We start from the raw sequence: 24594 nt of genomic DNA, 5'->3' as shown, positions 1-24594 counted from the left end.
AAAACGTATTGGCAGGATAAATCACGGGCAAAAAAAAGTGGCCGCCGCGCGTGCGGGGCCACTTTTTTCTACGGCGTATTAATGGCCGTACACGTCAAAGTCGAAGTACTTGTCCTGCACTTGCTTGTACTTGCCGTTGGCGCGGATTTCCGTGATGGCGGCGTTGAATTTGTCCGCCAGCTCTTTGTCACCCTTGCGCACGGCAATGCCTGCGCCGCCGCCGAAGTACTTGGCGTCTTCGTAGGTCGGGCCGACGAATTCGAAGCCTTTGCCGGCGTCGGTTTTCAGGAAACCGTCGCTGAGGTTGACCGAGTCGGCCAGCATCGCGTCGATACGCCCGGAAACCATATCCAGGTTGGCTTCCTGCTGCGAGCCGTAGCGCACCAGCTCGATGCCGGCCGGCACCAGCACTTCGGTCGCATAGCGGTCATGGGTACTGGCCCGCAGCACGCCGACTTTCTTGCCCTTGAGCTCGGTTAGAGGATCCTTGACGCCGGAACCGGCCTTCATCACGAAGCGCGCCGGGGTGTGGTAGTACTTGATGGTGAAGTCGACGTTTTTCTTGCGATCGTCAGTGATGGTCATGGACGACAGGATCGCGTCGATCTTCTTCACTTTCAGTGCCGGGATCAGGCCATCGAATTCCTGCTCGACCCAGGTGCACTGCACTTTCATCTGCTCGCACAGCGCGTTGCCGATGTCGACGTCGAAACCGGCCAGTTTGCCGTCAGGGGTTTTCATCGAGAATGGCGGGTAGCCGGCTTCGATACCGATGCGGATCGGCTTGGCGTCATCGGCCACGGCCGTCAGGGACAACATCGACAGTGCCAGGGCACCGAACATCACTAGCTTTTTCATTTATTACTCCCGTGTGCGGAGGCTTTTATTGGCAGCTTTCGATTCAGCGTTCGGTCATGGCCTTTTCCAGGCAAATACCGAAGTGGCCGGCAGTCTATGGCGCCACGCACGGGGCAAATTGTGTTTAAGCGACAAATACTTACAGATAATCGGCGACTACACGACTGTGGGAAAAGTGTGCGCCAGCGCGGTGCGCAACGTGTAGGACAAGCCCTGCCTTCTGGCACAAATGCCCCGGCAGGCGCCGGCTTGCAGCGCCTGCCGGGGCACAGGTTCAGCAGGCGCAGTTGATCGCTGCCTGGACCGACGCGGTGGCAGCCACGCTCAGCTCAAAGCCCTCATCCAGCCATCCGGTGACGCCGCCGATCATTTCCTTGACCGCAAAACCCAGCGCCGCCAGTTTCACGGCCGCCTTGTTCGCCCCGTTGCAATGCGGGCCGGCGCAATACACCACGAACAAGGTGTTTTGCGGATAGCTCGCCAACGCCTCGGCGCTGAGCAAGCGCCCCGGCAGGTTGATCGCCCCGGGCACATGGCCGCGCTCAAAGGCCAAGGGCCCGCGCACGTCGAGCAGGACGAAATCCACCTCGCCGGCCTCTTGGCTGCTGTGGACGTCGGAACAGTCGGTTTCGAACGTCAGGCGGTTACTGAAATGCATCAGGGCAATCGCCGAGGGGGCAGCGGGAATGGCGCGAACCAGGCTGGTCATGGGGTGTTGCTCCTACGTCAGTGAGGGTGTGAAGAGACTTTATCCAGTCACCGCTTGGCGCTACAGTGGCGCACAAGACACTCATCGGGAATTTTCCGCCAAATGCCTGACTCACCCGGACTGGTCGCGATCCTGGCCTACGACGGCCTCTGCACATTCGAATTCGGCATTGCCGTGGAGATCTTCGGCCTGGCCCGGCCAGAGTTCGAATTTCCCTGGTACGAGCACTGCATCGCCGCCGTCGACCAAGGCCCGATGCGCGCCATGGGCGGCATCCACGTGCTGGCCGACGGCGGTCTGGAGCTGTTGAGCGAGGCGCGCACCATCATCATTCCCGGCTGGCGCGACCGTAGCGCCGCGGTGCCGGAGGCGCTGCTGGACGCGCTGCGCCAGGCCCACGCGCGTGGCGCGCGCCTGCTATCGATCTGTTCCGGGGTGTTCGTGCTGGCGGCGACCGGCCTGCTCAACGGCCACACCGCCACCACCCACTGGCGCTACGCCGCGGAACTGGCCGAGCACTTTGCGGCCATCACCGTGGATGCCGACGTGCTGTACGTCGACGCCGGCCAGTTGATCACCTCGGCGGGCAGCGCTGCCGGCATCGACGCCTGCCTGCACCTGGTGGCGCGGGACTTCGGCACCCAGGTGGCCAACGCCGTGGCGCGGCGCCTGGTGATGTCGCCGCAGCGCACCGGCGGTCAGGCGCAATTCATTCCCACGCCGGTCAGCCCGACGCCGCGCAGCGACTTGTCGCGCGTCATGCAGTGGGCCCGCGAACGCCTGCATCAACCGCTGGAAGTGCGCGACCTGGCCAGCGAAGCGGCAATGAGCGAACGCACGTTCCTGCGCCGGTTCACCGAGGCCAGCGGCCAGTCGCCCAAGACCTGGCTGCAACATGAACGCCTGGCCCGGGCGCGGGAACTGCTGGAAAGCAGCGCACACAACACCGAACAGATCGCCCTGCGCTGTGGTTACCGCTCGGTGGAGAGTTTTCGCGTGGCGTTTCGCAACGTGGTGGGCGTGCCGCCGTCGGTGTATCGCGAGCACTTCGGCCGCGGAGCCAGAAGCATTTCCTGACGCGGCTGCCGGAGCGCCAGGGCGGGTGTCCGGCAGGAGCTGGCCGGGCAGCGCGGCGCGCGGTTCAAGCGACCGGCAACCTCAGGGTTTGCGCAGCAGATAGGTGTCCATGATCCAGCCGTGCGCCTGCCGCGCGGCCTTGCGCACACGTTGGATGTCGTCGGCAACATCCTTGAGCCGGCCGCTGATGAGGATTTCATCCGGGGTGCCGAGGTAGGCGCCCCAGTAAATCTCGGTGTCCCGATCCGCCACCTGCTGGTAGGCATCCTCGGCATCGAGCATCACCACCAGGCTGTCGCTGTCACTGACCAGCCCTGCCGCCAGGCGACGGCCCGTGGTGATCTCGATCGCCTGACCAATCGTGTTCAGCGGCACCTTGTGCTGCGCTGCCAGCGCCTGGACGCTGGTGATGCCGGGGATCACCTCGAATTCGAACGCACAGCGACCGGCCGCCAGAATGGCCTGCAGGATACGCACCGTGCTGTCGTACAGTGCCGGATCGCCCCACACCAGAAAACCGCCGCACTGATCGTCAGCCAGTTCTTCATTGATCAGCCGTTCGAAGGTTTGCTGCTTGGCACGATTCAGCGCTTCGACACTGGCGCTGTAGGCCACGTCGCCACGCTCGCGCTCGGGGCTGTCGGCAGCGACGAAACGATACGCCCGCTCAGTGATGTGACGCGCACAGATCTCGCGCCGCAGATCAATCAGCTTGTCCTTGCTCTGGCCCTTGTCCATCAGGAAAAACACATCCACCCGGTTCAGCGCCTTCACGGCCTGCAGGGTGATGTAGTCCGGGTTGCCGGCGCCGATGCCGATGACCAGCAGTCGCTTCATGACAGTGCCCCTTCGCAGTCGATAGCTGACAAGCGTAGCCGCCAGCGCCCGACGAAACTCAGCTCGACCGCCGCCAAGGGTTCGACATCGATGCTGTGCAGCGCCGCGCCTTGCAGCACGTGCATCAACACCGCACGGATGACGAACGGATGCGTCACCGCCACCACGTGACCCGGCGCTGCTTGCAGTGTCGTCAGCCACGCCACCACCCGCGCGCTCAGTTGCGTCAGTGATTCGCCCCCGTGGGGGGCGGCGTGCGGATCATCGAGCCAGACTTGCAGGGCCTCGGGCTCCTGCTGTTGCAGAGCCTTGATCGCGCAGCCGTGCCAGCGCCCCCAGTCGCAATCGCGCAACGCCGCGTCGACCTGGGCGTCAACACCGAACCACGCGGCGGTCTGGCGGCTGCGTAATTCCGGGCCACACAACAGGCGGCGTGCCGCGCCGAAACGGGCACTCAGGCTGTCGGCTGCCAGCCCGGCATTTTCAACGGGCTCATTCGTAGGAAAACGCGCCAATTTCTGTGCGACGGTTCGCGCATGGCAGATCAGGGTCAAACGGGTCGCCTGCACGATCGGTTACTCAGTCGGGAAGCAAACAAGGAACGGCGCAATGCCGATAGAGGGGGCAATTGTGCCGTAAACAGGAGGGCCGCGGGCACTCCGCTCAATGGATTCCTGCCAGCAAATCGGCAATATCTGACACCGCTATGGGCGATGGACTACAAGACCAATCGACATCCGTGTAGCCCCCGGCACACGGGCGTCCTGCCCTGTTTTGGCGCGTTCAGTAAACGGCAGAAAATTCACTAGACATGTAACCTGAGTTACATAAATACTGTTTTAACGGATTATGAAACGAATTCGACACCCCCCCCATCCAGCAGGAGCCCGGATGCCCCCTCTCAGAGACCTGATCACCGATCCCGGCCTGGATCTCACGCCGTCGGAGCGCAAAGTCGTCCGCGCCTTGCTCGATCAGTATCCGCGCAATGGCCTCGGGCCCATGGCGCGTCTGGCGGAACACGCCGGGGTCAGTGATCCGACCATCGTCCGCCTGGTGAAAAAACTCGGTTTCGGCGGTTACGCCGAATTCCAGGACGCCCTGCTCAGCGACATGGACCACCGCCTGCGCTCCCCGCGCACGCTGTTGCAACCGCGCTCGCAGCAGCACAAGGACGACGCCTGGAGTCACTATCTGGCCGACAGCCATCGCCTGCTGGTGGACACCCAGGCCCTGACCCAACCCGAAGACGTGCGCATTCTCGCCGACTGGCTGCTCGATGCCCGCCATCAGGTGTATTGCTACGGCGGACGCTTCAGTAGCCTGATGGCCATGTACCTGCTCAATCACCTGCGCCTGTTGCGCCCCGGCTGCTTTGCCCTGGAGGACAACGCGCAACTGCCGGACCGGCTGTTCGACCTGCAACGCCAGGACGTCGTGCTGGTGTTCGACTATCGCCGCTACCAGACCCAGGCCCTGCGCGTGGCCAGCGCGGCGAAAAACAGCAACGCGCGGGTGGTGCTGTTCACCGACATCTATGCCTCGCCGCTGCGCGAGATGGCCGACCTGATCATCAGCGCCCCGGTGGAATCGGCCTCGCCGTTCGACACCATGGTGCCGGCGCTGGCCCAGGTCGAAGCGCTGATCGCCTGCCTGACCTTGCGCACCCCTGATCTGGCCGATCGCCTGGAAGGCATCGACGCCCTGCGCAATGAGTTCAACACCCACCTGCTGGAGGATAAATAAGGATGTTCAGCCTTCCCCACCGCTCGCCGCGCGACCTGCCGTTCGTCACCGACCACACGGCACTGCTGCTGGTGGACATGCAGCGCGCCTGGCTCGAGCCGCAGTTCGACCCGCACCTGAGCGCCCCGGACGCGGAGTATTTCCTGACGCGCGCGCACATGCAGGTGGTGCCCAACCAACGGCGCTTGCTCAGCGCCTTTCGCGACGCGCGACAGAACGTGCTACACACCATCATCGAGAGCCTCACCGCCGATGGCCGCGACCGTTCGCTGGATCACAAGCTGTCGGACATGCACCTGCCCAAGGGCAGCGCGCAGGCACGGATCATCGACGACCTGACCCCGGTGGAAAATGAAATCGTGCTGCCCAAGACCTCGTCCGGGGTATTCAACTCGACCAACATCGACTACGTGCTGCGCAACCTGCAAACCCGCCACCTGATCGTCGCCGGCATCGTCACCGATCAGTGCGTCGACATGGCCGTGCGCGATGCCGCTGACCGTGGCTATCTGGTCACGCTGGTCGAAGACGCCTGTGCCACCTACAGCCAGGCGCGGCATGACGCCTGCCTCAACGCGATCAAGGGTTATTGCTGGATCACCGACACCCAGACCGTGCTCGGCCGCCTGCAGGAGATGCAGCCATGAGTGCACGCCTGGCGCCGCTGCCGATGACCACCATCGTCACCACCGACCTGATCGGCATTACCCGTGGCCGCTCGTTTCCCAGCGATGAACTGGAGCACTATCAGGCCGCCGGTTGCGGCTGGGTGCCGGCCAACAGTGCGCTGACGCCGCAGGACATCATCGCCTCGAGCAACCCGTGGGGCGCCTATGGCGACCTGCGCCTGATCCCCGACCTGAGCAGCCGCGTCATCGTCGGCAACGGCCCGGACGCCGCTGCGCCGGCCCTGGACTTCATCCATGGCGACATCCGCGAGACCGATGGCCGGCCGTGGGGCGCCTGCCCGCGCACTCTGCTGCGCGATGAAATCGAGCGCTATCGCGACGCACTCGGCGTGCAGGTCAACGCCGCGTTCGAACATGAATTCAACCTGCACGCCGGATTTGCCGAGCACCTGGCGTTCACCCTCGAGGCCCAGCGCCAGGGCGCGGAGTTCGGCGGCTGGCTGCTCAGCGCCCTGCGCGCCGGCGGTGTCGAGCCGGAGATGTTCCTGCCCGAATACGGCAAGCACCAATACGAAATCACCTGCCGCCCGACCCTCGGCGTGGCGGCGGCGGATCGCGCAGTCAACGTGCGTGAAATCACCCGCGAAATCGCCCGGCAGATGGGCCTCGACCTGAGCTTCGCGCCGAAGACCGCCGCCGACGCGGTGTGCAACGGCGTGCACCTGCACGTCAGCCTGCTCGACCTCGGCGGCCAGCCGCTGCTCTACGACGCCGGGACCAGCAACGGCCTGTCGACCCTCGGCCAGCACTGGGCAGCGGGGGTGCTGCATTACCTGCCGGCGCTGTGCGCATTCACCGCACCGACGCCGGTGTCCTACGAGCGTTTGCAACCGCACCACTGGAGCGCATCCTACGCCTGCCTTGGCCAGCAGAACCGCGAAGCGGCGCTGCGCATCTGCCCGACCGTGAGCCTGGGCAATAAATCCGTGGCGGCGCAGTACAACCTGGAGTTCCGCGCCATGGACGCCACGGCCTCGCCACACCTGGCCATGGCCGCGCTGTTGATTGCCGGGCGCCTGGGCATCGAACAGCGGTTGGCGCTGAACGCGATCACCGACGAGATTCCCGATTCACTCAACGACGAACAACGCGCGGCGCGGGGCATCGTCGCCCTGCCCGCCTCCCTGACCCTGGCACTGGACTGCCTGCGTCGCAGCGAAGCGCTGAGCGCGGCGCTGCCGGCCGCGTTGCTCGAGACCTATTTCGCCCTGAAAACCGAGGAACTGGCGCTGACGGAACAGCTCTCGCCCGCTGACCTGTGTGAGCACTATGCACGCCTGTACTGAATCCGCCGAGCTGGGGTTGTACACCCGGCCGGTCTACAACCTGAGTCGCGAAGACTCGGCGCATCCGCTGATCCTGGTGTGCGAACACGCCAGCCGCTACATCCCCGACGCCCTCGCCAACCTGGGCCTGGATGACGCCGCTGCGCGCGAGCACATCGCCTGGGACATCGGCGCGCTGGAGTTGGCCGAGCAGTTGTCCGCGACCCTCGGGGCAACGCTGCTGAGCGCCAACTACTCGCGCCTGCTGATCGACCTCAACCGCCCACGGCATGCCCCCGACAGCATTCCGGCGCAGAGCGAGATCTACCAGGTGCCGGGCAACCGCGATCTCGACGAGGCCACCCGCGAATACCGGCGCCAGGTGTTGTTCAAGCCGTTTCACACCCGGCTGCAGCAACTGATCGACCAGCGTCTGGCCCAGGGTCGCCCGGTCCGGGTGGTGGGGATTCACAGTTTTACCCCGGTGTTCTACGGCCAGCCGCGTGAGCTGGAAGTGGGTGTGCTGTTCGGCCAGGCCCGGGACTTTGCCCGGCGTCTGCTCGACGGCCTCGAGCAACACCCGTTGAAAGTCGCCGGCAACCAGCCGTACCGGATCGACCCGCTGGGCGACATGACCGTGCCGGTGCATGGCGATGCCCGCGGCCTGGAATCGGTGCTGATCGAAGTGCGCAACGACCTGCTGCGCACGCCCGAGGCCGTGTCGCGCTGGGCCGGATTCCTTGCGCCACTGCTGTAAAGCGTTTTGAAACACCGCTGCCGCTGTAAACGATGGACCGATATAACAACTAAAAAACGACCGATCTGCTGACAAGGAGTTGCGCTTCATGGAAATCGAAGAATTCGGCTACAAGCAGGAGTTGAAACGTAGCCTGACGCTGACCGACCTGGTGGTGTACGGGATGATCTTCATGATCCCCATCGCCCCGTTCGGCGTGTATGGCTACGTCAATGCCGAGGCGCCGGGGATGGTACCGCTGGCGTACATCATCGGCATGGTGGCGATGGTGTTCACCGCGTTGAGTTACGGCAGCATGGCGCGGGCCTTTCCGATCGCCGGCTCGGTGTATTCCTACGCCCAGCGCGGCCTCAATCAACACGTCGGCTTCATCGCCGGCTGGCTGATGCTGCTCGACTACCTGCTGATTCCGCCGCTGCTCTACGTCTACGCGGCGATGGCGCTCAACCACTTGTACCCGGACATCCCGAAAGTCGGCTTCATCCTGGCATTTCTGGTCAGCGCGACCTTCGTCAATCTGCGCGGCATTACCTTCACCGCGCGCATGAACATCCTGTTCCTGCTGGCGCAACTGGTGGTGCTGGGGATTTTCCTGTTCTACGCCTGGAATGCCCTGCACAACGGTGGCGGCAACGGCGAGCTGACCCTGGCGCCGCTGTATCACCCGGAAACCTTCAACTTCGCCCTGCTGATGCAAGCGGTGTCGATTGCCGTGCTGTCGTTCCTCGGTTTCGATGCCATCTCCACGCTGGCCGAAGAGATCAAGGGCGATCCGGGGCGCAGCGTCGGCAAAGCCGCGTTGATCACACTGGTGGTGATGGGGGTGATTTTCGTCGCACAGACCTGGATCGCCACTGATCTGGCGGCCGGCATGGGCTTCAAGTCCGCCGACACCGCGTTCTATGAAATCGCCGAAATCGCTGCCGGCAGCTGGCTGGCCACGTTGACCGGCGTCGCCACGGCGCTGGCCTGGGGCGTGGCTGTCGCGATTACCTCGCAAGCCGCGGTGTCGCGCCTGCTGTTCGGCATGGCCCGTGACGGCAAGCTGCCGAAAGTGCTGGCCAAGGTGCACCCGAAACACAACACGCCGTACTTGAGCATTTACCTGGTAGCCGTGCTGTCGCTGGTGATCTGCTACCTGTTCATCAACTCGGTGGACACCCTGACCTCGCTGGTCAACTTCGGCGCCCTGAGCGGCTTCATGCTGCTGCACCTGACCGTCATCAACTACTACTGGCGCCGGCAGAAATCCGGCCAGGTGATCCGCCACCTGATCTGCCCGGTGATCGGCTTCATCATCGTCGCGGCCATCATGTACAACATGGGCGTCGATGCACAGAAACTCGGTCTGGTCTGGATCGCACTGGGCCTGGTGTACCTGTTTTTCCTCAACAAGCTCGGCGCCAGTACCGCGTTGCCTGACCCGAGCAACGGCTGACAAGAAAAAGAGCGGCGTCTGACAGCGAATCAGGCGACCGCCGATTTAACGCGTGGAAACCGACAGTGATAGTCAGGTCCGGCGAATGCGCCGGACCCTTTGATACAGGAGTGCATCCATGCTGGTCTTACGTCCAGTCGAGCCAACCGACCTGCCTCAATTGCAACAACTGGCCCGCGACAGCCTGGTGGGCGTGACGTCGCTGCCGGACGACGCCGAGCGCCTGCGCGAGAAAATCGCCGGCTCCTGCGCCTCGTTCGACAGCCCGGCCGAGGCCCAGGGCCCGGAGAACTATTTTTTCGTCCTCGAAGACCTCGACGCCCGACGTCTGGTCGGCTGCTCGGAAATCCTTGCCACCGCCGGGTTCGACGAACCGTTCTACAGCCTGCGCAACCGTCACTTCACCAGTGCCTCGCGGGAACTGAATATCGAGCACGGCGTGCCGGCGCTGTCGTTGTGTCATGACCTGAGCGGACATACCCTGCTGCGCGGTTTTCACATCGATGCGGCGCTGGTGCGTTCGGCATTTTCCGAATTGCTGTCACGGGCCCGACTGCTGTTCATTGCCGCCCACGGCCAGCGATTCGCCGAAGCGGTGATTACCGAAATCGTCGGCTACAGCGATGAACAGGGCCACTCGCCGTTCTGGGATGCCCTGGGCAAACACTTTTTCGACCTGCCCTACGTCGAGGCCGAACGCCTGTGCGGATTGCAGAGCCGTACGTTTCTCGCCGAACTGATGCCGCAATACCCGATTTATGTACCGATGCTGCCGCAGGCCGCCCAGGACTGCATCGGCCGGATACACCCGGATGGCCAGGAAGCGTTCGACATCCTCGAGCGCGAAGGTTTTGAAACCAACAGCTACATCGATCTGTTCGACGCCGGCCCGACCCTCTACGCACGCACCGCGAACATCCGCTCGATCGCCCGCAGCCAGCTCGCCAGCGTCCGCCAGCAGCCGCTGATCGATGCCCGCGGGCGCTACCTGCTGAGCAACGACGCCCTGCACGGCTTTCGCGCGATCGTCGCCGAGCTGGACTACCAGCCGGGGCAACCGCTGGCCCTCACCCCGGCCCTGTGCGCGGCGCTGAACGTCACGGACGGCGCCAGCGTGCGGTTGACGTCGCTGTGAACCACGGCCCTACCCAACGACAGTGCCCGAGCAGGCGCGCAGAAGGAGTTGCAGCATGATTGTCCGTCCGGTTCAAGTCAGCGACCTGCCAGCGTTGATGACGCTGGTGCAACAGGCTGGCCCCGGGTTCACCACCCTGCCGGCCAGCGAAGAACGCCTGGCCCACCGGGTGCGCTGGGCCAGGCGGGCATTCGCCGGGCAGGTCGAGCGTGCCGACGCCGACTACCTGTTCGTCCTCGAGGACGACGAGCAACGGGTGATCGGGGTCAGTGCCATGGCCGGCGCGGTCGGCCTGCGTGAGCCCTGGTACAACTACCGGGTGGGCGTGACCGTCAGTTCGGCGCCGGACCTGGGGATTCAGCGGCAGATTCCGACGCTGTTCCTCAACAATGAACTGACCGGCCAATCGGAACTGTGCTCGCTGTTCCTGCGCCACGATCAGCGCCATGGCAGCAACGGTCGCCTGCTGTCGCTGGGGCGCTTGCTGTTCGTCGCCGAGTTTCCGCAGCTGTTCGGCGAAAAAATGATCGCCGAGCTGCGCGGCAGTGCCGACGAGCAAGGCTGTTCGCCGTTCTGGGACAGCCTGGGGCGGCACTTCTTCCAGATGGATTTCAGCCACGCCGATCACTTGTCCGGGCTGGGCAACAAGGCGTTCATCGCCGAACTGATGCCGCGCCAGCCGCTGTACACCTGCCTGCTCACCGAACAGGCCCAGGCTGTGATCGGCCAGCCGCACGCCAACACCGAGCCGGCGCTGAAGATTCTCCGCGCCGAGGGTTTCGCCCACAAAGGCTACATCGACATCTTCGACGGCGGGCCGGTGATCGAAGCACCGATCCACACCATCCGCACCGTGCGCGACAGCCTCGAACTGGCCCTGAGCCTCGGTACCCCGGACGACCAGGCGCCGCTGTGGCTGCTGCACAACCGGCGTCTGGAAAACTGCCGGATCACCGTCGCCCCGGCGCGGCGGGTCGGCAGCAGCCTGGTGGTCGACCGTGTCACCGCCCAGCGCCTGCAGTTGCAACCGGGCAACTCGGTGCGCGCAGTGCTGTTGCCCAATCAGCAGAAGCAGGCTGCAGCGGCCTGAACCGCGACGACGCCGGAAGAAGATCTTCTTCTCTGGCAAGGGAGCCCGCTCGCGCAGGCCACCCGATAGCTGCCATCGGTGTTTTCCAGGCGTTGCGGGGACCGGCGCGGTACGACTGCGCCGCCGCCGAGCGCAAGCCGTGCCTGCGCCGCGGGTGAATCCATTCAGCCTGGCAACCCCTGCCTTGCAAATTCGTCATGATCCATGACCCGTTCGCGTGATAGCCTTTTCACTCTTCGGCGTTGACACCTTTGCTCAAGCCTTTCCATTCCTTTGTATGGTGGAACTCGTATGTCCAGGCTTTCTCATCAAGATTTGCGCCGTAACTTCCGTCAGTTGCTGGCATCCGACACCTGCTATCACACGGCCTCGGTGTTCGATCCGATGTCGGCGCGCATCGCTGCCGACCTGGGTTTTGAAGTGGGCATTCTCGGCGGTTCGGTGGCCTCGCTGCAGGTCCTGGGCGCTCCGGACTTTGCCCTGATCACTCTCAGCGAGTTCGCCGAACAAGCCACCCGCATCGGCCGCGTCGCCCAGTTGCCGGTAATCGCCGACGCCGACCACGGCTATGGCAACGCCCTCAATGTGATGCGCACCATCGTTGAACTGGAACGCGCCGGAGTTGCCGCACTCACTATCGAAGACACCCTGCTGCCTGCGCAATTCGGGCGCAAATCCACCGATCTGATCTCGGTGGCCGAAGGCGTCGGCAAGATCCGCGCTGCGCTGGAAGCGCGGGTCGACACCGAAATGGCCATCATCGCCCGGACCAACGCCGGCATCCTGCCGGTGCAGGAAGTGGTCAGCCGCACCCGCCAATACCAGCAGGCCGGCGCCGACGGCATCTGCATGGTCGGCGTGCAGGACTTCGATCACCTGGAACAACTCGCCGAACACCTGACGGTGCCGCTGATGCTGGTCACCTACGGCAACCCGGCGCTGCGCGATGACAAACGCCTGGCCGAACTCGGCGTACGCGTGACCATCGACGGCCACGGTGCCTACTTCGCGGCGATCAAGGCGACCTACGACAGCCTGCGCGAACAACGCCAGATCTTCACCCAGGCTTCCGACCTGAGCGCGACCGAGCTGACGCATACCTATACCCAGCCCGAGGAATACATTCTGTGGGCCAAGGAATACATGAGCGTCAAAGAGTAACTGCCACAGGCTTTGCCGGCAGAAAGTGCGGCATGCTCGTTCCCACGCGCGGCGTGGGAACGACCCCGTGCGCGCTTACTTGCCCTTCGCCAACTCCATGATCATCCGCGACAAAAGATAAATCCGCGGCGTCACGCTTTCCACCTCCGCGTACTCCTGCGGCGTATGAATATTGCCGCCGACAATCCCGAAGCCATCCAGCGTCGGCGTGCCGACCGCGGCCGACAGACTCGCATCCGCCGCGCCACCGCTGCCCTCCTCGGTCAACTTGCGCCCCAGTTCGCCGTAGATACCCTGCGCCATCGCCATCAAACGATCCGACTCCGCTGTCTGTGGCATCGGTGGTAAACCGCGTTGCAATGACGTCTTCACCTCAGTGTCAGCAATCAGCTTGTCCTGGGACACCCGCGCCAGATCCGTTTCGATCCGGTCGAATTCTTCCGGCACCGCCGCGCGCACGTCGGCCTTGGCCGTGGCCTGATCCGGGATCACGTTGGTACGGTCGCCGGCCTTGAGCACGGTGAAGTTGATGGTGGTTTTCTTCGTTTCGTCGCCGAGCTTGCCCAGTTGCAGAATCTGGTGCGCCGCTTCCATCGCCGCGTTTCGACCCAGTTCCGGAGCAACCCCGGCGTGGGCCGCCTTGCCCTGGACCTCGACCAGCGCGGTGGCACTGCCTTTACGCCAGACCACCAGGCCATCGGCCGGACGCCCCGGTTCGAGATTCAGCGTCACGTCGTGCCGTTTCGCGGTTTTCTTGATCAGGTCCGTGGCGACGTCCGAGCCGGTCTCTTCACTGGCATCGAGCAGGAAAGTGATCTGCGCGTAGTCCTTGAAGTCGAGGTTCTTAAGGATTTTCAGCGCGTAGATCCCGGCCACGATGCCGCCCTTGTCGTCCATCACCCCGGGGCCGTAGGCGCGGCCATCCTTGATATGGAAAGGACGCTCGGCAGCGGAGCCTTCCTTGAACACCGTGTCCATGTGCGCCATCAGGAGGATTTTCGCCTTTCCGGTGCCTTTGAAAGTGGCGAGGACATGATGGGTTTTTTCCGGCGTGTTAGGCACCTGTTCGATGCTCGCACCGAGTTTTTTCAGCTCATCGATGGCGATCTCGCTGACCTGTTTCAGACCCGGCTCATAGCCTGAGCCGGAATCGATGTTGACCAGGCGTTCCAGCAGTTTCAGCGCTTCGGGTTGGTACTGTTCGGCATCGGCCAGCACTTGTTTGTGCGGTTCGGCAAATGCGCCGCAAGCCGCGAAGGTCAGGGTCAGGCCAAGGCCCGCGGCGAGCAGGGAGCGAGGGAAATTGAACGTCATGAATCGATCCTTGTTTCGTGTCGGGTTCTGAACCGTACCCGACATCGCGCCAAGGCTCTATAGCGAATGCGACCTCTCCACTGCCGACAACGAACGCTGCCCAGGTGCTCAGACCGAATCGAGCACCTCGCGGCGCGGCTTGCCATTGGCGCAGCAGATCACTCGATTGCGCCCGGTGGACTTGGCTTCGTAGAGCGCGAGGTCGGCGTCATTCAGCCACAGGGTGGCGTCGCTGTGGGAGGCGTCGAGCGTCGCCAGGCCAATGCTCAGACTGACTGTCAGCCCCGGATTCTGCTCGTAACCGAGATGGGAAAAGCGTTCCCGCAGCGCTTCCATGGCCTGCGCCGCGTTGAACAGCGCCAGATCCGGCAGGATCACGCAGAACTCGTCGCCGCCATAACGCCCGGCCACGTCGGCCACCCGCAGGTTCTGCTTGAGCATCTTGCTCAACTGACGCAGGACGATGTCGCCCGCGACATGACCGTAGGTGTCGTTGATTGCCTTGAAGTGGTCGATGTCGATCAGCGCGATCGCCACGCCCTGCTTCAGTCGCTTGCAGCGCTGGAACTCGAGCTCCAGCTGATCCTTCCAGGCGCCATGGTTGAGCAGACCGGTGAGGCTGTCCGTGCGGCTCAGGGCCAGCAGTTCGCGCTTGTGCAGGCCCAGGGTGTAGGCCTGTCGGAAACAGATCCAGCCCAGTGCCAGCGGATACAGCATCAACAGCGGCAGGCAGGCATACAGCTGCCGGGGTGTGGTGAACGCAATGAAGGCCGGGGCAAATACCACCAGCCCCACCGCCACCCCGAGCAACTGCGCCGCCGCACCGGCCAGCAGGAAACGCAGGCCGCCGATGGCGACGTTGTTCATCGCCATCATCGAAATGGTCGTGGCACTGGGCAGCGGATTGAAATGCATGGCGGCGACCCAGAAGCCGCCGAAAAAGGCGTCGATCAGCAGATTACGGTGTTCGGCGTGGTACGGCACCGTCGCGCGGCGCGCCCATTGAAAGGCCAGATGCGGCCAGATCAGGCCATTGAACAGCATCACGCCCCAGACCCAGGGCGCGGGATCGAGCGGGTACATCGCCACGCTCACACACAGAAGCCCGAGCGCCAGGCCCAGGGTTCGCGATGTATAGAGCCTCCTGGCCAGTGAAAGTCCCTTTCCTCCCGTCTTTCCCATAGGGGCCTCTACCACTCAACGCCACTGCGCACACCGCAACAATAGACGTGCTGGGAGTCTATCAGGGCGACGTTAAATAGCCATCACCGGCCAGCGGGCCGAATACCCCGCCATCAACGGCCGACGGCGGGCCAATGTTTGGCTATACATGAAAGGATGAACACGGCAAAACCACGCCAGGAAGGAGGCTCATGCACACCTATCGAGTGTTGATCATCGGCAGCGGTTTTGGCGGCCAGTGCGCGGCAATCAATCTGCTCAAGGCCGGTATCGACGATTTTCGCTTGCTCGAACGGCGGGACTTTTTCGGTGGCACCTGGTGCCAGAACACCTATCCCGGGGCGGCCGTCGATGTGCCGTCGCCGTTGTATTCGCTGTCGTTCGCGCCCTACCCCTGGACCCAGATGTTCGCCGGCCAGGCCGAATTGCAGCGTTACACCGAACACGTCGCCGAGCGATTCGGCCTGCGCGAGCGCGTGCTGTTGCAGACCAACGTCGAGCGCATCGAATGGGACGAAGCGCATAAGCGCTGGGCGCTGCACGCCGGTGCCAAGGGCACGTTTCATGCGCAGTTCGTGATCAACGCGAGCGGGCCCCTGAGCCAACCGGTGATCCCGCGCTTTCCTGGCCAGGAACGCTTTCAAGGCAAGACTTTTCATACCAACAACTGGGATCACGGCTACGACTACCGGGGTAAACGCGTAGCGATCATCGGCAGTGGCGCCAGTGCCGCCCAGGTCATCCCGGCGATTGCTGCGGATGTCGCGCACCTGCATGTCTTCCAGCGCACTCCGCATTGGGTCCTGCCCCGCGCCGATCGCAGCTTCGGCCGGTTCCAGCGCTGGCTGCTTGGCGTGAAACCGGCCTACAAGCTGTTACGCTGGTTGCTCTACTGGCAATTCGAAACCCGGGTGATCGCCTTCAAATACTCGAGACCGGCGATTCACTTGGTACAGCGTCAGGCGCTGCGCTTTCTCAAGCGCCAGGTGGCGGACCCGCAGCTGCGGCAAAAACTGACGCCGGACTTCACCATCGGCTGCAAGCGCGTGCTGGTGTCCAGTACCTACTACCCGGCGCTGACCCGGCCCAACGTGACCCTGCACAGCCGCGAGCACGGCGTCGCGGCTCTCGATGAAACCGGCATTATCACCACCGATGGCGTGCATATCGATGTCGACCTGATCGTCTGGTCGACCGGTTACGATGCCACCGACGGGGTGATTTCCTACCCGGTCACCGGCAAGAACGGCGTGCAACTGCGCGACGTCTGGGCGCAATATCCGCGTGCCTACCTCGGCACCAGCCTGCCGGCGTTTCCCAACCTGTTCATCGTCACCGGGCCGAACACCGGCATCGGCCACACGTCGGCGCTGTTCATCATCGAAGCGCAGATGAACTACATCCTCGACTGCATTCGCACGGTACAGGCCAAGGGTCTGCGCAGCATTGAGGTGCGCCCCGAGGCAGAACGTACCTACACTCAGATGATTCACCGGGAGATGGAGCGCACGGTGTGGAAAACCGGCGGCTGCCACAGTTGGTACCAGAGCAAGAGCGGTCACGTGATCGCGATATTTCCGGGCTTCAGTTTCAGCTATTACCGCTTGACCCGGGCGCTGAAACCGGCTGATCACATTCTGTCCTGAACACGTAAAAGGAAGACGTCGATGCTTGTGCTGTTTGTCGCCCTCGCGGTTTTCGTGGCCTGGAGCTGGTTGAGCTACCCAGCGGTCGGCCATTGGCTGTACGACCTGAGCATGGCCCTGGAGGCCAAGTTGTATCGCCTGCACAAAATCGAAGTGCCGATCAGTGAAATGAGCGTCTCGACCTGGCAAGGCGGGCCGTACGAGGCGTCCAGCAGCATCCTCATGCTGCACGGCTACAGCGCCGACAAGAATCTCTGGCTGCGTTTCGCCCGGCATTTCGTCGGCCAGTACCGGGTGATCATTCCCGATCTGGCCGGCCACGGTGAGACCGGCTTCAAGGCCGGTGGCGGCTATGACATCGGCGTGCAGGCCAAGCGCATGATCCAGTTGCTGGACGTCTGCGGCGTGGAGAAAGTGCACGTGATCGGCAACTCCATGGGCGGCTACATCGCCGCGTGGCTGGCGGCGAACTACCCGGACCGCATCGCCTCGGTGGCGCTGATCGACCCGGCCGGTGTCACCGCGCCGGAGCCCAGCGACCTGGAGCGCCACCTGGCCCGTGGCCATAACCCGTTCCTGATCAATTCCCGCGAGGAATTCCGCCGTTTCTACGCCATGACCATGGCCTCGCCACCCTGGGTACCCGGCCTGGTGCTGGACGCCATCGCCCAGCGTTACGAACAGGCGCGCGACGAACTGGAGGAGATCTTCCGCGATTTCCGCGCCAGCCCGCCGATGGAGCCGCAATTGGCCCAGATCAAATGTCCGGGCCTGCTGCTCTGGGGGCGCAAGGATCGCTTGATCGATGTCAGCAGCGTCCCGGTGTGGAGCAAGGGCATCGCCAATCTGCAGGTCGATGTCTGGGATGGCGTCGGGCACATGCCGATGGTCGAGCAACCGGCCAACACCGCGCGCCTGTATCGCGAGTTCCTGAGCACGAACGGACGTTGAATCGAGACCGGGATCAGTCGTTGGCAGAATGAAGTTCGTAGGATTCTTCGTTTGCCCGCGTCCGCGAAGGCTGCGATCTTTTCCCCATCCTTTACGTGACCGTGCCAGGAATTTTTTTCATGACCGTGCAGCCTTTCGTCAGCCCCGACCTGATCCGCCAGCGCTTCTCCAAAGCGATGTCCGACATGTACCGCGAAGAAGTGCCGCTGTACGGCGCGCTCATGGAACTGGTGGAAAAGACCAACCGCGACGTGCTCGAACGCGAACCCCAGCTCGCCCGGCAATTGCACGGCAGCGGCGAAATCGCGCGCCTGGACATGGAGCGCCACGGTGCGATCCGCGTCGGCACAGCCAGCGAACTGGCCACCCTCGCCCGCCTGTTCGCGGTGATGGGCATGCAGCCGGTGGGTTATTACGACCTGACTCCGGCGGGTGTTCCCGTGCATTCCACGGCGTTTCGTGCGGTGCACGAAGCGGCGCTGCAGGTCAGTCCGTTTCGGGTGTTCACCTCACTGCTGCGCCTGGAGCTGATCGAGTCTGCCGAACTGCGCGCCTTCGCCGAATCGGTATTGGCGAAGCGGTCGATCTTCACCGAGAAAGCCCTGCGCCTGATCGAACAGGCGGAAACCGCTGGTGGCCTGACCGAAGCCGAGGCCGAGGAATTTGTCCTGCAGGCACTGGAGACTTTTCGCTGGCACCACAGCGCCACGGTCACCGCGGCGCAGTACCAGCGCCTCAGCGCCCAGCATCGCTTGATCGCCGATGTCGTGGCGTTCAAGGGCCCGCACATCAACCACCTGACCCCGCGCACCCTGGACATCGACATCGTTCAGGCGCAGATGCCCGTGCATGGCATCACGCCGAAAGCGGTGATCGAAGGGCCACCTCGCCGCCAATGCCCGATCCTGCTGCGCCAGACCAGTTTCAAAGCGCTGGACGAGCCCATCGCCTTTACCGACCAGGCGCAGGCCCACGGCAGCCACAGCGCCCGTTTCGGCGAAATCGAACAGCGCGGCGCCGCGCTCACGCCCAAGGGCCGGGCCTTGTACGATCGCTTGCTGAACGCCGCGCGTGATGAACTCGGGGACTTCCCCCATGAGGGCAACGCCCTACACTACAACGCGCTGATGACTGAGCATTTCAGCGAATTCCCTGACACCCTCGAGGGCATGCGCGAACAGCAACTGGCGTACTTTCGTTATTTCGTGACGGAACAGGGGCAGACGGCGGGTCATGCGCAGCAGATATCGCTGGAAGAATTACTGCACACCGGCCAGGTGAAAGCCGAACCGCTGGTGTACGAAGATTTCCTGCCAGTCAGTGCGGCAGGGATTTTTCAGTCAAACCTGGGCGATGCAGCCCAGGCTCACTACGGTGAGCACGCCAACCGCCAGGCCTTCGAGCAGGCGCTGGGCCGATCGACCCTTGATGAGTTGGCGCTGTATGCCGAAACACAACAGCGCTCGATTGCAGCGTGTGCCGACGCATTGGGCGTGAAACTGATCTGAAAACACCGGGTGGCGAGGGATCATGCGCCTTCGCCACCGGGTTCAGTGGTGATCAACGCAATCTCGAGACCAGCGCAAACGCCGTTTCCTCGGAGGACGCCGGGTTCTGCCCGGTCAGCAGCAAACCGTCTTCGCGGGTATAACTCGACCAGTCGGCACCCTTGGAGAAAATCCCGCCCTTGGCCTTCAATTCATCTTCCACCAGAAACGGCACCACATCGGTCAACTGCACCGCAGCTTCTTCGCTGTTGGTGAAACCGGTGACCTGCTTGCCCTTCACCAGCGGCTGCCCATCAGTCCCTTTGGCATGCCGCAGCACACCGGGCGCATGGCAAACAGCAGCCACCGGCTTGCCGGCACTGTAGAACGCCTCGATCAACGCAATCGAGTTGCGGTCTTCGGCCAGGTCCCACAGCGGACCATGACCGCCGGGGTAAAACACGGCATCGAAATCGGCAGCTTGCACCGTCTCCAGCTTGACGGTCGAGGCCAGCGCCGACTGGGCGGCGGCGTCCTGGCGAAACCGCTCGGTGAACGACGTTTGCGCGTCCGGCTCATCGCTCTTCGGGTCCAGCGGCGGCTGACCACCCTTGGGCGATGCGAGTGTCAACTCGGCGCCCGCATCCTTAAATACGTAATACGGTGAGGCGAACTCCTCCAGCCAGAAGCCGGTTTTCTTGCCGGTATCGCCCAGTTGATCGTGGGACGTTAGAACCATCAGGATTTTCATGGCGTTCTCACTCGGGTTGAGGAATGGACAGACGCTCGACGGCGCGGGCGTGAGTGATTGACCGTCGCCGCCAGGCGTTCGTTTCACTGGCTCGATACTGGCATATAGCCCCTATGCGCAAGAAGTTGCGCATTGTCCCGCGCAAACGCCCCGGTTTGAGCGCTGCAGGCCTTGACGCACAAGGCCTGCAGACAACTGCGCGCGGCAACAAAAGCTACTTTCAACCCTATGGCGCCGGGCATATTGCCTACGTTTCACCGTTACTTAAGCGAATTTCCTGTTTGAACTGCGCAGCGGAATCCAGTACCTGGATAGTAGGCTTCTTCGTCTGGATTATCAGGCCAGCGTCGCACAATCGGCGCTGCTGATAACGGCGCTTCAGGATAATTGGAACCTCGTTTTACTTTTTGCGTTCCAGACTCCGGTCCTTGAGGATCATCTATGGGAGATTTTTTATAATAATCTTTATCGTACCAATCATTTACCCAGTCCGTCGCATTGCCGGACAAATTATACAAACCCAAAGGGTTTGGTAAAAATCGGTCCACCACAAACGTTTTTCCCTCCCCTTCAATCGGAAAATTTTTACCGAAGTCTAAGTTTCCATTACTCGTTGGAAAGAGTATATGCGACCCACGATTACGCGCGGCAAACTCCCACTGAGCCTCAGTTGGAAGGTCTACTGGATAGCCACTTAAGTCTCCTACCCACTTACAAAAATCTTTGGCCTCCTGCCAATGTTTGGTAGGCGTCGGCAGCCTAGGAGCGTACCTATCTCTTAAATCCTCTCTGCCGCGGTATTCAGCATCAAAAAGTTCTCTGCCTTTCGCTGTAAAAAACAGATCAAACTCGCCAATAGTGGTTTGATATTTCGAAATATAGTAGGAACTCAATTTAACCGGATGCACAAAATCATCATCGCCATCGCGGCTAATATTACAAAGCTGCTCCGGCTCCTGTCCACAAGGCCAAGTACAAACATCTTTCTCGTCATATTCACATATCCAGCCGAAGTCGCCCATGTCAAATTCGCCGCCTTCGACAAAAACCATATTGTCGATCGATGCCACAACCGTGTTGAGCACCTTGCCGCGCATCTCACTTGAAAGCTCGGGGTATTTCGCTTTGATCGTCGCCGCAATCGAGGCAACTTTTTCCGTGGGCAGGCTCTTGCTGCTTGGCAATGAATTCGAGTTCGCCTCACAACCCAGCAGCAGCGCGATGAAAGAAAGGCTAAGTACAGAATGACGTAACACAAGCAATATCCTTATAAGGTGCATCAGAGCGCAGACCTTGGCGCCTCATGCTCAGACTACAAATTCAACATCTTCCACATCAAGACCGAACATTACGCAGCACTGAGAACTTGCCGCCTCAGACACGAGACCCATTCGATAAAACGTCTTGCGTAACACCGGGTAGCCGGCGCCAGGATCCGTGAGGTTGCTTTGAAGCTCACCCTGCCAGGCAAGCCTCAACGCTCTACCCATTCATCAATAACCTCGTATTTGACCACCACCCGATTGCGATAAAGCCTCTTCTTTTCGACCAACTCCCCGACCTGCCCCTTCTGCCGCACCTCGCGCCAAATTTCATTTTCTCGATACACCCGCTCGCCCTCTCTGACAAACCGATGCCCTTCCTGAAACACGTGATAGCGGTAATCGCGCACCTGATCACACAGCAACTCACCTTCCAACTGTGTTTCACCCACGTTCAACTTCAACTGGAAGCAGCGGTCGGTCGGGTTGTGCAGGACCAGGTCCACGTAGTTGTAGAAGATCGCCGCGCCGGAACCGAATGGCAGGACGCGGCCGTCGTCCGGGAAAGGGTCGAAGCTGTGGTTGGAGCGCTCGACAACGACCAGGGGCGAATGGATGGCCATCCAGTGGATCAGGTTGCTCAGTTGGCAGATACCGCCTCCGACGCCGCGTCGCGCTTCGCCGAAGGACAGTTCCATGCCTTCGACGTAGCCGCGCTTGCGGGTTGGACGGCCGACCAGGCGGCAGAAGGAAAAATACTCGCCCGGGGCGATGAGCACACCGTCGATGGCGGCAACGGCGAGTTTGAGGTTGGTGACTTTGTTGTGCTGCAAGACAAGGTCGGAGTCGCCGAGCTTACGGATCAGTTTTGAGGTGTGTTTGAGGTAGCGGAACGGCAGGCGATCGGCCACGGCCAGGGGGCGCGCGTAGCGTTTGCCAGAGCAGCGCCAGGCGATCTGGCGGAACAGTCTTTTTTGCCAGACGCGCAGCCAGTACAGCGCGGGATGGTACAGCGACAGTGGTTTCATCCGTGATGCGACGGCGATTGCCGGGTCGTCCTTGAGCCGTGATGGGGCACGCATTTTAGCCGGTAACGCTCGCCGGCACTTGCGTATTTCGCAACGCAATCGGGCTCGCGACTCGCCGCGTTCGGCCGGCATTAAGCTTGAACTAAGGTTGCGTCGCTACTCTGCGGCTCAAGAAACCCCTGTGGCCCCTTGACCTGCGAGTGAGTCCTTCGGAAATGACAGCGTTTGATTCAGCAACCAAACCACTCTCGAACTTCAGCCTGGTTCTGGTCAATTACAAGACTGCGGACATGACCCGGATGTGCATGGAGTTGTTGCGTGACTACGTCAAGGCGCAGCGCATTGCGGTGTGGGTCGTGGATAATGATTCGGCGGATGCCAGTCTCGACTACTTGCGCTCGCTCGACTGGATCAATTTGCTCGAGCGCCCAGCACCTAATAAGGAAGCCGGTCATATTGCGCATGGCAAGGCATTGGATCTGGCGCTGGAAAAGATCGAAACCGATTATGTGTTTTTACTGCACACCGATACCTTGATCCACGATCCAGAAGTGTTCGAAATGATGATGCAGACGTGCCTGAAAAGTCCGAACACCGCCGCCGTCGGCTGTGTCGAACAACTCAATCGCGGGCTGCTGCGAGACACCTGGCGTCTAACTTCGCGATTCTGCAAACACTATGTGCGGCGGGCAAAAATACACTTGGGCTGGCGTTCCAAAGAACCCAAGCCATACCGGGAAACTCACCTCAAGAGTTTCTGCACTTTATGGAATGCGCGCTTGATCAAGTCCGAAGGCCTGCACTTTTGCATGGATGATCGAGTGCCCGGTTATACCCTGCAAGATCGCATGACGGGCTTGGGTTATGGCATCAGGCTGTTATCGCCGCGCAAGATATTCCGCTATCTGGAGCACATTCAGGCAGGAACGGTCGCAGCGGCAGGCACCTACGGCAAAAATCACCGGCGCACGAAAATGTACCAGGCCACGCTCAAGCGCTTGCAGAGCCAACGCGGCAAGACCGGGTGGCAAATATCCGGTTAACTCACGGGTAGAAAAAAGGGCGACTACAAAGTCGCCCTTTTTTCTGCCTGAATTCTATTGATTCGCTCCTGGGAGGTGTTCGCCCAGTGTAATGGCCTGGCAATCCATGCACCGGTAAAGAGCCCTGACACTGGGCGAACGGGAAGGATTTTAATAGAAGTTGGCAGATATGTCGTCAGGCAAACACATAAAATTTTATGTACAAAAGAGTTAATAGATATTTATCGACGAATGCTTTCGCGAAACTTTCAGATCGGCAAAGTGAGCAATTAATATGATTGTTCTCATACAACAACCTGTACAAGAACAATCACCCTGTAGAGTTAATGCTCAACTTTCGTGTTGACTGGTCACTTTTAATACATCGGTGTAAGTGACCACGACGCTCTGCCCGACTTTGAGGTCTTTCAATTTGGCTTGAATTTCCGGCTTCTCGACATTCAGGGTTTTCGATTGCCCGGCCGGGTTCTCCAAGGTCACCTGATTTTTCTTCAAATCAATTTTCGTGATTTTCAACTGCACTTGAATCTGGCGGAATGCCTCGCCACCGGGATTGCTGCTGCCCGGTGCGTTGCGCAGTTCGCCAGTACGCTCGGTGGAGCCAGGCAGACCTTTATCCACATCGGTGTCCAGATAAGCGGCTACCGAATGGGTGACCTCAAGCTTGACCAGGTCACCGACCTCGAGGTTATCGAGGTTTTTCGCCTTGTCGCTGAGCTGGACATGCACTTGCCGGCCTTCCGCGCCTTCAAGGACGACCTGATGGTTGGCCGGGTCGACTGCCAGCACCTTGGTGGTGACCCGATCGGCTTCGACCGCTGCGGACAGCGGAATATCAGCGGCAAATGCCGAGAGGCTGGTGGCGGACAGCAAGGTGACAAGAGCGATGGCGTGCGTCAGTGCATGGAGCTTCATGAGCGATACTTTCCCTGTGATGGATGGCAGCACACGGCGCCGAATCGGCTTCAGTGCCGTGCGTGCCAAGGAGCATAGACGCTGCTCAGCGCTCCTTCGCAGTTTCTTGCGCAGTGGACTCGCCGCTCGGCGTCGGCTTGCCGCTGTCCTGGCGGCGATTGGGGTCGGTGGGGCGCAACGCATCGTTGTCGCGCTCGACCTCGCCGGCTGGACGCGGCTCGTCGGGATGTTCGTTCTGCGATACAGGTTTCAT

24 protein-coding genes are annotated in these 24594 nt (G+C 61.7%); 13 read left to right on the top strand and 11 right to left on the bottom strand.

The window, feature by feature from the left end:
* Positions 1-78: 78 nt before the first annotated feature.
* Positions 79-858: an L-arginine-binding protein AotJ gene (aotJ, locus tag QRN70_RS22645; RefSeq protein ID WP_285420115.1), complete on the bottom strand. Its 780-nt coding sequence runs from the start codon at positions 856-858 to the stop codon at positions 79-81.
* A gap of 274 nt (positions 859-1132) precedes the next feature.
* Positions 1133-1567 carry a rhodanese-like domain-containing protein gene (locus QRN70_RS22640; protein WP_285420114.1) on the bottom strand — a complete coding sequence of 145 codons (435 nt, stop codon included), beginning with the start codon at positions 1565-1567 and terminating at the stop codon, positions 1133-1135.
* A gap of 102 nt (positions 1568-1669) precedes the next feature.
* On the opposite strand from QRN70_RS22640, the gene ftrA reads away from it, so the two are divergent.
* Positions 1670-2644, top strand: coding sequence for a transcriptional regulator FtrA (ftrA, locus tag QRN70_RS22635; protein WP_285420113.1), 975 nt, complete (start codon positions 1670-1672; stop codon positions 2642-2644).
* Between the two features lie 81 nt (positions 2645-2725).
* Here the strand turns inward: ftrA and cobF are convergent, their stop codons facing one another.
* Together cobF and QRN70_RS22625 are read right to left on the bottom strand one after the other, a co-directional pair.
* Positions 2726-3481 carry a precorrin-6A synthase (deacetylating) gene (cobF, locus tag QRN70_RS22630; RefSeq protein ID WP_285420112.1) on the bottom strand — a complete coding sequence of 252 codons (756 nt, stop codon included), beginning with the start codon at positions 3479-3481 and terminating at the stop codon, positions 2726-2728.
* Entirely contained in the window at positions 3478-4050 is a 573-nt protein-coding gene (locus QRN70_RS22625; RefSeq protein ID WP_285420111.1) for a histidine phosphatase family protein, read from the bottom strand. The genes cobF and QRN70_RS22625 overlap by 4 nt, the downstream gene beginning before the upstream one ends.
* 322 nt (positions 4051-4372) lie before the next feature.
* On the opposite strand from QRN70_RS22625, the gene QRN70_RS22620 reads away from it, so the two are divergent.
* From QRN70_RS22620 to QRN70_RS22585, 8 genes are all read left to right on the top strand, one after another.
* Positions 4373-5227 carry a MurR/RpiR family transcriptional regulator gene (locus QRN70_RS22620; protein WP_285420110.1) on the top strand — a complete coding sequence of 285 codons (855 nt, stop codon included), beginning with the start codon at positions 4373-4375 and terminating at the stop codon, positions 5225-5227.
* A 2-nt stretch (positions 5228-5229) separates the two neighbouring features.
* Positions 5230-5874: a cysteine hydrolase family protein gene (locus QRN70_RS22615; protein WP_285420109.1), complete on the top strand. Its 645-nt coding sequence runs from the start codon at positions 5230-5232 to the stop codon at positions 5872-5874.
* Positions 5871-7202 carry a type I glutamate--ammonia ligase gene (locus tag QRN70_RS22610; protein ID WP_285420108.1) on the top strand — a complete coding sequence of 444 codons (1332 nt, stop codon included), beginning with the start codon at positions 5871-5873 and terminating at the stop codon, positions 7200-7202. Before QRN70_RS22615 ends, QRN70_RS22610 begins: the two co-directional genes overlap by 4 nt.
* Entirely contained in the window at positions 7186-7938 is a 753-nt protein-coding gene (locus QRN70_RS22605; RefSeq protein ID WP_285420107.1) for an N-formylglutamate amidohydrolase, read from the top strand. The genes QRN70_RS22610 and QRN70_RS22605 overlap by 17 nt, the downstream gene beginning before the upstream one ends.
* 88 nt (positions 7939-8026) lie before the next feature.
* Complete coding sequence (locus QRN70_RS22600; RefSeq protein WP_285420106.1) at positions 8027-9376, top strand: APC family permease; 1350 nt, start codon at positions 8027-8029, stop codon at positions 9374-9376.
* A gap of 118 nt (positions 9377-9494) precedes the next feature.
* Positions 9495-10511 (top strand): arginine N-succinyltransferase, encoded by a 1017-nt coding sequence (locus QRN70_RS22595; RefSeq protein WP_285420105.1) that lies wholly within the window; start codon positions 9495-9497, stop codon positions 10509-10511.
* Between the two features lie 55 nt (positions 10512-10566).
* A complete protein-coding gene (astA, locus tag QRN70_RS22590; protein ID WP_285420104.1) occupies positions 10567-11601 on the top strand; it encodes an arginine N-succinyltransferase in 1035 nt (344 codons plus the stop codon).
* A 291-nt stretch (positions 11602-11892) separates the two neighbouring features.
* On the top strand, positions 11893-12762 hold the full coding sequence (locus QRN70_RS22585; protein ID WP_285420103.1) for an oxaloacetate decarboxylase: 870 nt from the start codon (positions 11893-11895) through the stop codon (positions 12760-12762).
* Positions 12763-12837: 75 nt separating this feature from the next.
* Here QRN70_RS22585 and QRN70_RS22580 read toward each other — a convergent pair whose 3' ends face one another.
* Together QRN70_RS22580 and QRN70_RS22575 are read right to left on the bottom strand one after the other, a co-directional pair.
* Positions 12838-14076, bottom strand: coding sequence for a M20/M25/M40 family metallo-hydrolase (locus QRN70_RS22580; RefSeq protein ID WP_285420102.1), 1239 nt, complete (start codon positions 14074-14076; stop codon positions 12838-12840).
* A gap of 108 nt (positions 14077-14184) precedes the next feature.
* Positions 14185-15258, bottom strand: a complete 1074-nt coding sequence (locus QRN70_RS22575) for a diguanylate cyclase (protein ID WP_285420101.1) — start codon at positions 15256-15258, stop codon at positions 14185-14187.
* Positions 15259-15449: 191 nt separating this feature from the next.
* Here QRN70_RS22575 and QRN70_RS22570 point away from each other — a divergent pair, with 191 nt between their 5' ends.
* The 3 genes from QRN70_RS22570 (at position 15450) to hglS (ending at position 19363) form a co-directional block, all read left to right on the top strand.
* Positions 15450-16904: a flavin-containing monooxygenase gene (locus QRN70_RS22570; protein WP_285420100.1), complete on the top strand. Its 1455-nt coding sequence runs from the start codon at positions 15450-15452 to the stop codon at positions 16902-16904.
* Positions 16905-16925: 21 nt separating this feature from the next.
* Positions 16926-17855 carry an alpha/beta fold hydrolase gene (locus tag QRN70_RS22565; RefSeq protein ID WP_285420099.1) on the top strand — a complete coding sequence of 310 codons (930 nt, stop codon included), beginning with the start codon at positions 16926-16928 and terminating at the stop codon, positions 17853-17855.
* A 119-nt stretch (positions 17856-17974) separates the two neighbouring features.
* Positions 17975-19363 (top strand): 2-oxoadipate dioxygenase/decarboxylase HglS, encoded by a 1389-nt coding sequence (gene hglS, locus QRN70_RS22560; protein ID WP_285420098.1) that lies wholly within the window; start codon positions 17975-17977, stop codon positions 19361-19363.
* 52 nt (positions 19364-19415) lie between these two features.
* On the opposite strand, the gene QRN70_RS22555 is transcribed toward hglS, so the two are convergent.
* From QRN70_RS22555 to QRN70_RS22545, 3 genes are all read right to left on the bottom strand, one after another.
* Complete coding sequence (locus QRN70_RS22555; protein WP_285420097.1) at positions 19416-20093, bottom strand: type 1 glutamine amidotransferase domain-containing protein; 678 nt, start codon at positions 20091-20093, stop codon at positions 19416-19418.
* A gap of 260 nt (positions 20094-20353) precedes the next feature.
* A complete protein-coding gene (locus tag QRN70_RS22550) occupies positions 20354-21349 on the bottom strand; it encodes a formylglycine-generating enzyme family protein (RefSeq protein ID WP_285420096.1) in 996 nt (331 codons plus the stop codon).
* A 218-nt stretch (positions 21350-21567) separates the two neighbouring features.
* Positions 21568-22383 carry a VanW family protein gene (locus QRN70_RS22545; RefSeq protein WP_285420362.1) on the bottom strand — a complete coding sequence of 272 codons (816 nt, stop codon included), beginning with the start codon at positions 22381-22383 and terminating at the stop codon, positions 21568-21570.
* A gap of 215 nt (positions 22384-22598) precedes the next feature.
* On the opposite strand from QRN70_RS22545, the gene QRN70_RS22540 reads away from it, so the two are divergent.
* A complete protein-coding gene (locus QRN70_RS22540; protein WP_285420095.1) occupies positions 22599-23426 on the top strand; it encodes a glycosyltransferase family 2 protein in 828 nt (275 codons plus the stop codon).
* A 330-nt stretch (positions 23427-23756) separates the two neighbouring features.
* Here QRN70_RS22540 and QRN70_RS22535 read toward each other — a convergent pair whose 3' ends face one another.
* Positions 23757-24341 (bottom strand): hypothetical protein, encoded by a 585-nt coding sequence (locus QRN70_RS22535; protein WP_285420361.1) that lies wholly within the window; start codon positions 24339-24341, stop codon positions 23757-23759.
* An 85-nt stretch (positions 24342-24426) separates the two neighbouring features.
* On the bottom strand, positions 24427-24594 hold the full coding sequence (locus tag QRN70_RS22530; RefSeq protein WP_285420094.1) for a hypothetical protein: 168 nt from the start codon (positions 24592-24594) through the stop codon (positions 24427-24429).

The sequence above is a fragment of the Pseudomonas sp. efr-133-TYG-5 genome (assembly GCF_030209175.1).
Classification (GTDB): Bacteria; Pseudomonadota; Gammaproteobacteria; order Pseudomonadales; family Pseudomonadaceae; genus Aquipseudomonas.
This window is presented reverse-complemented; position numbering and strand designations above follow the sequence as displayed.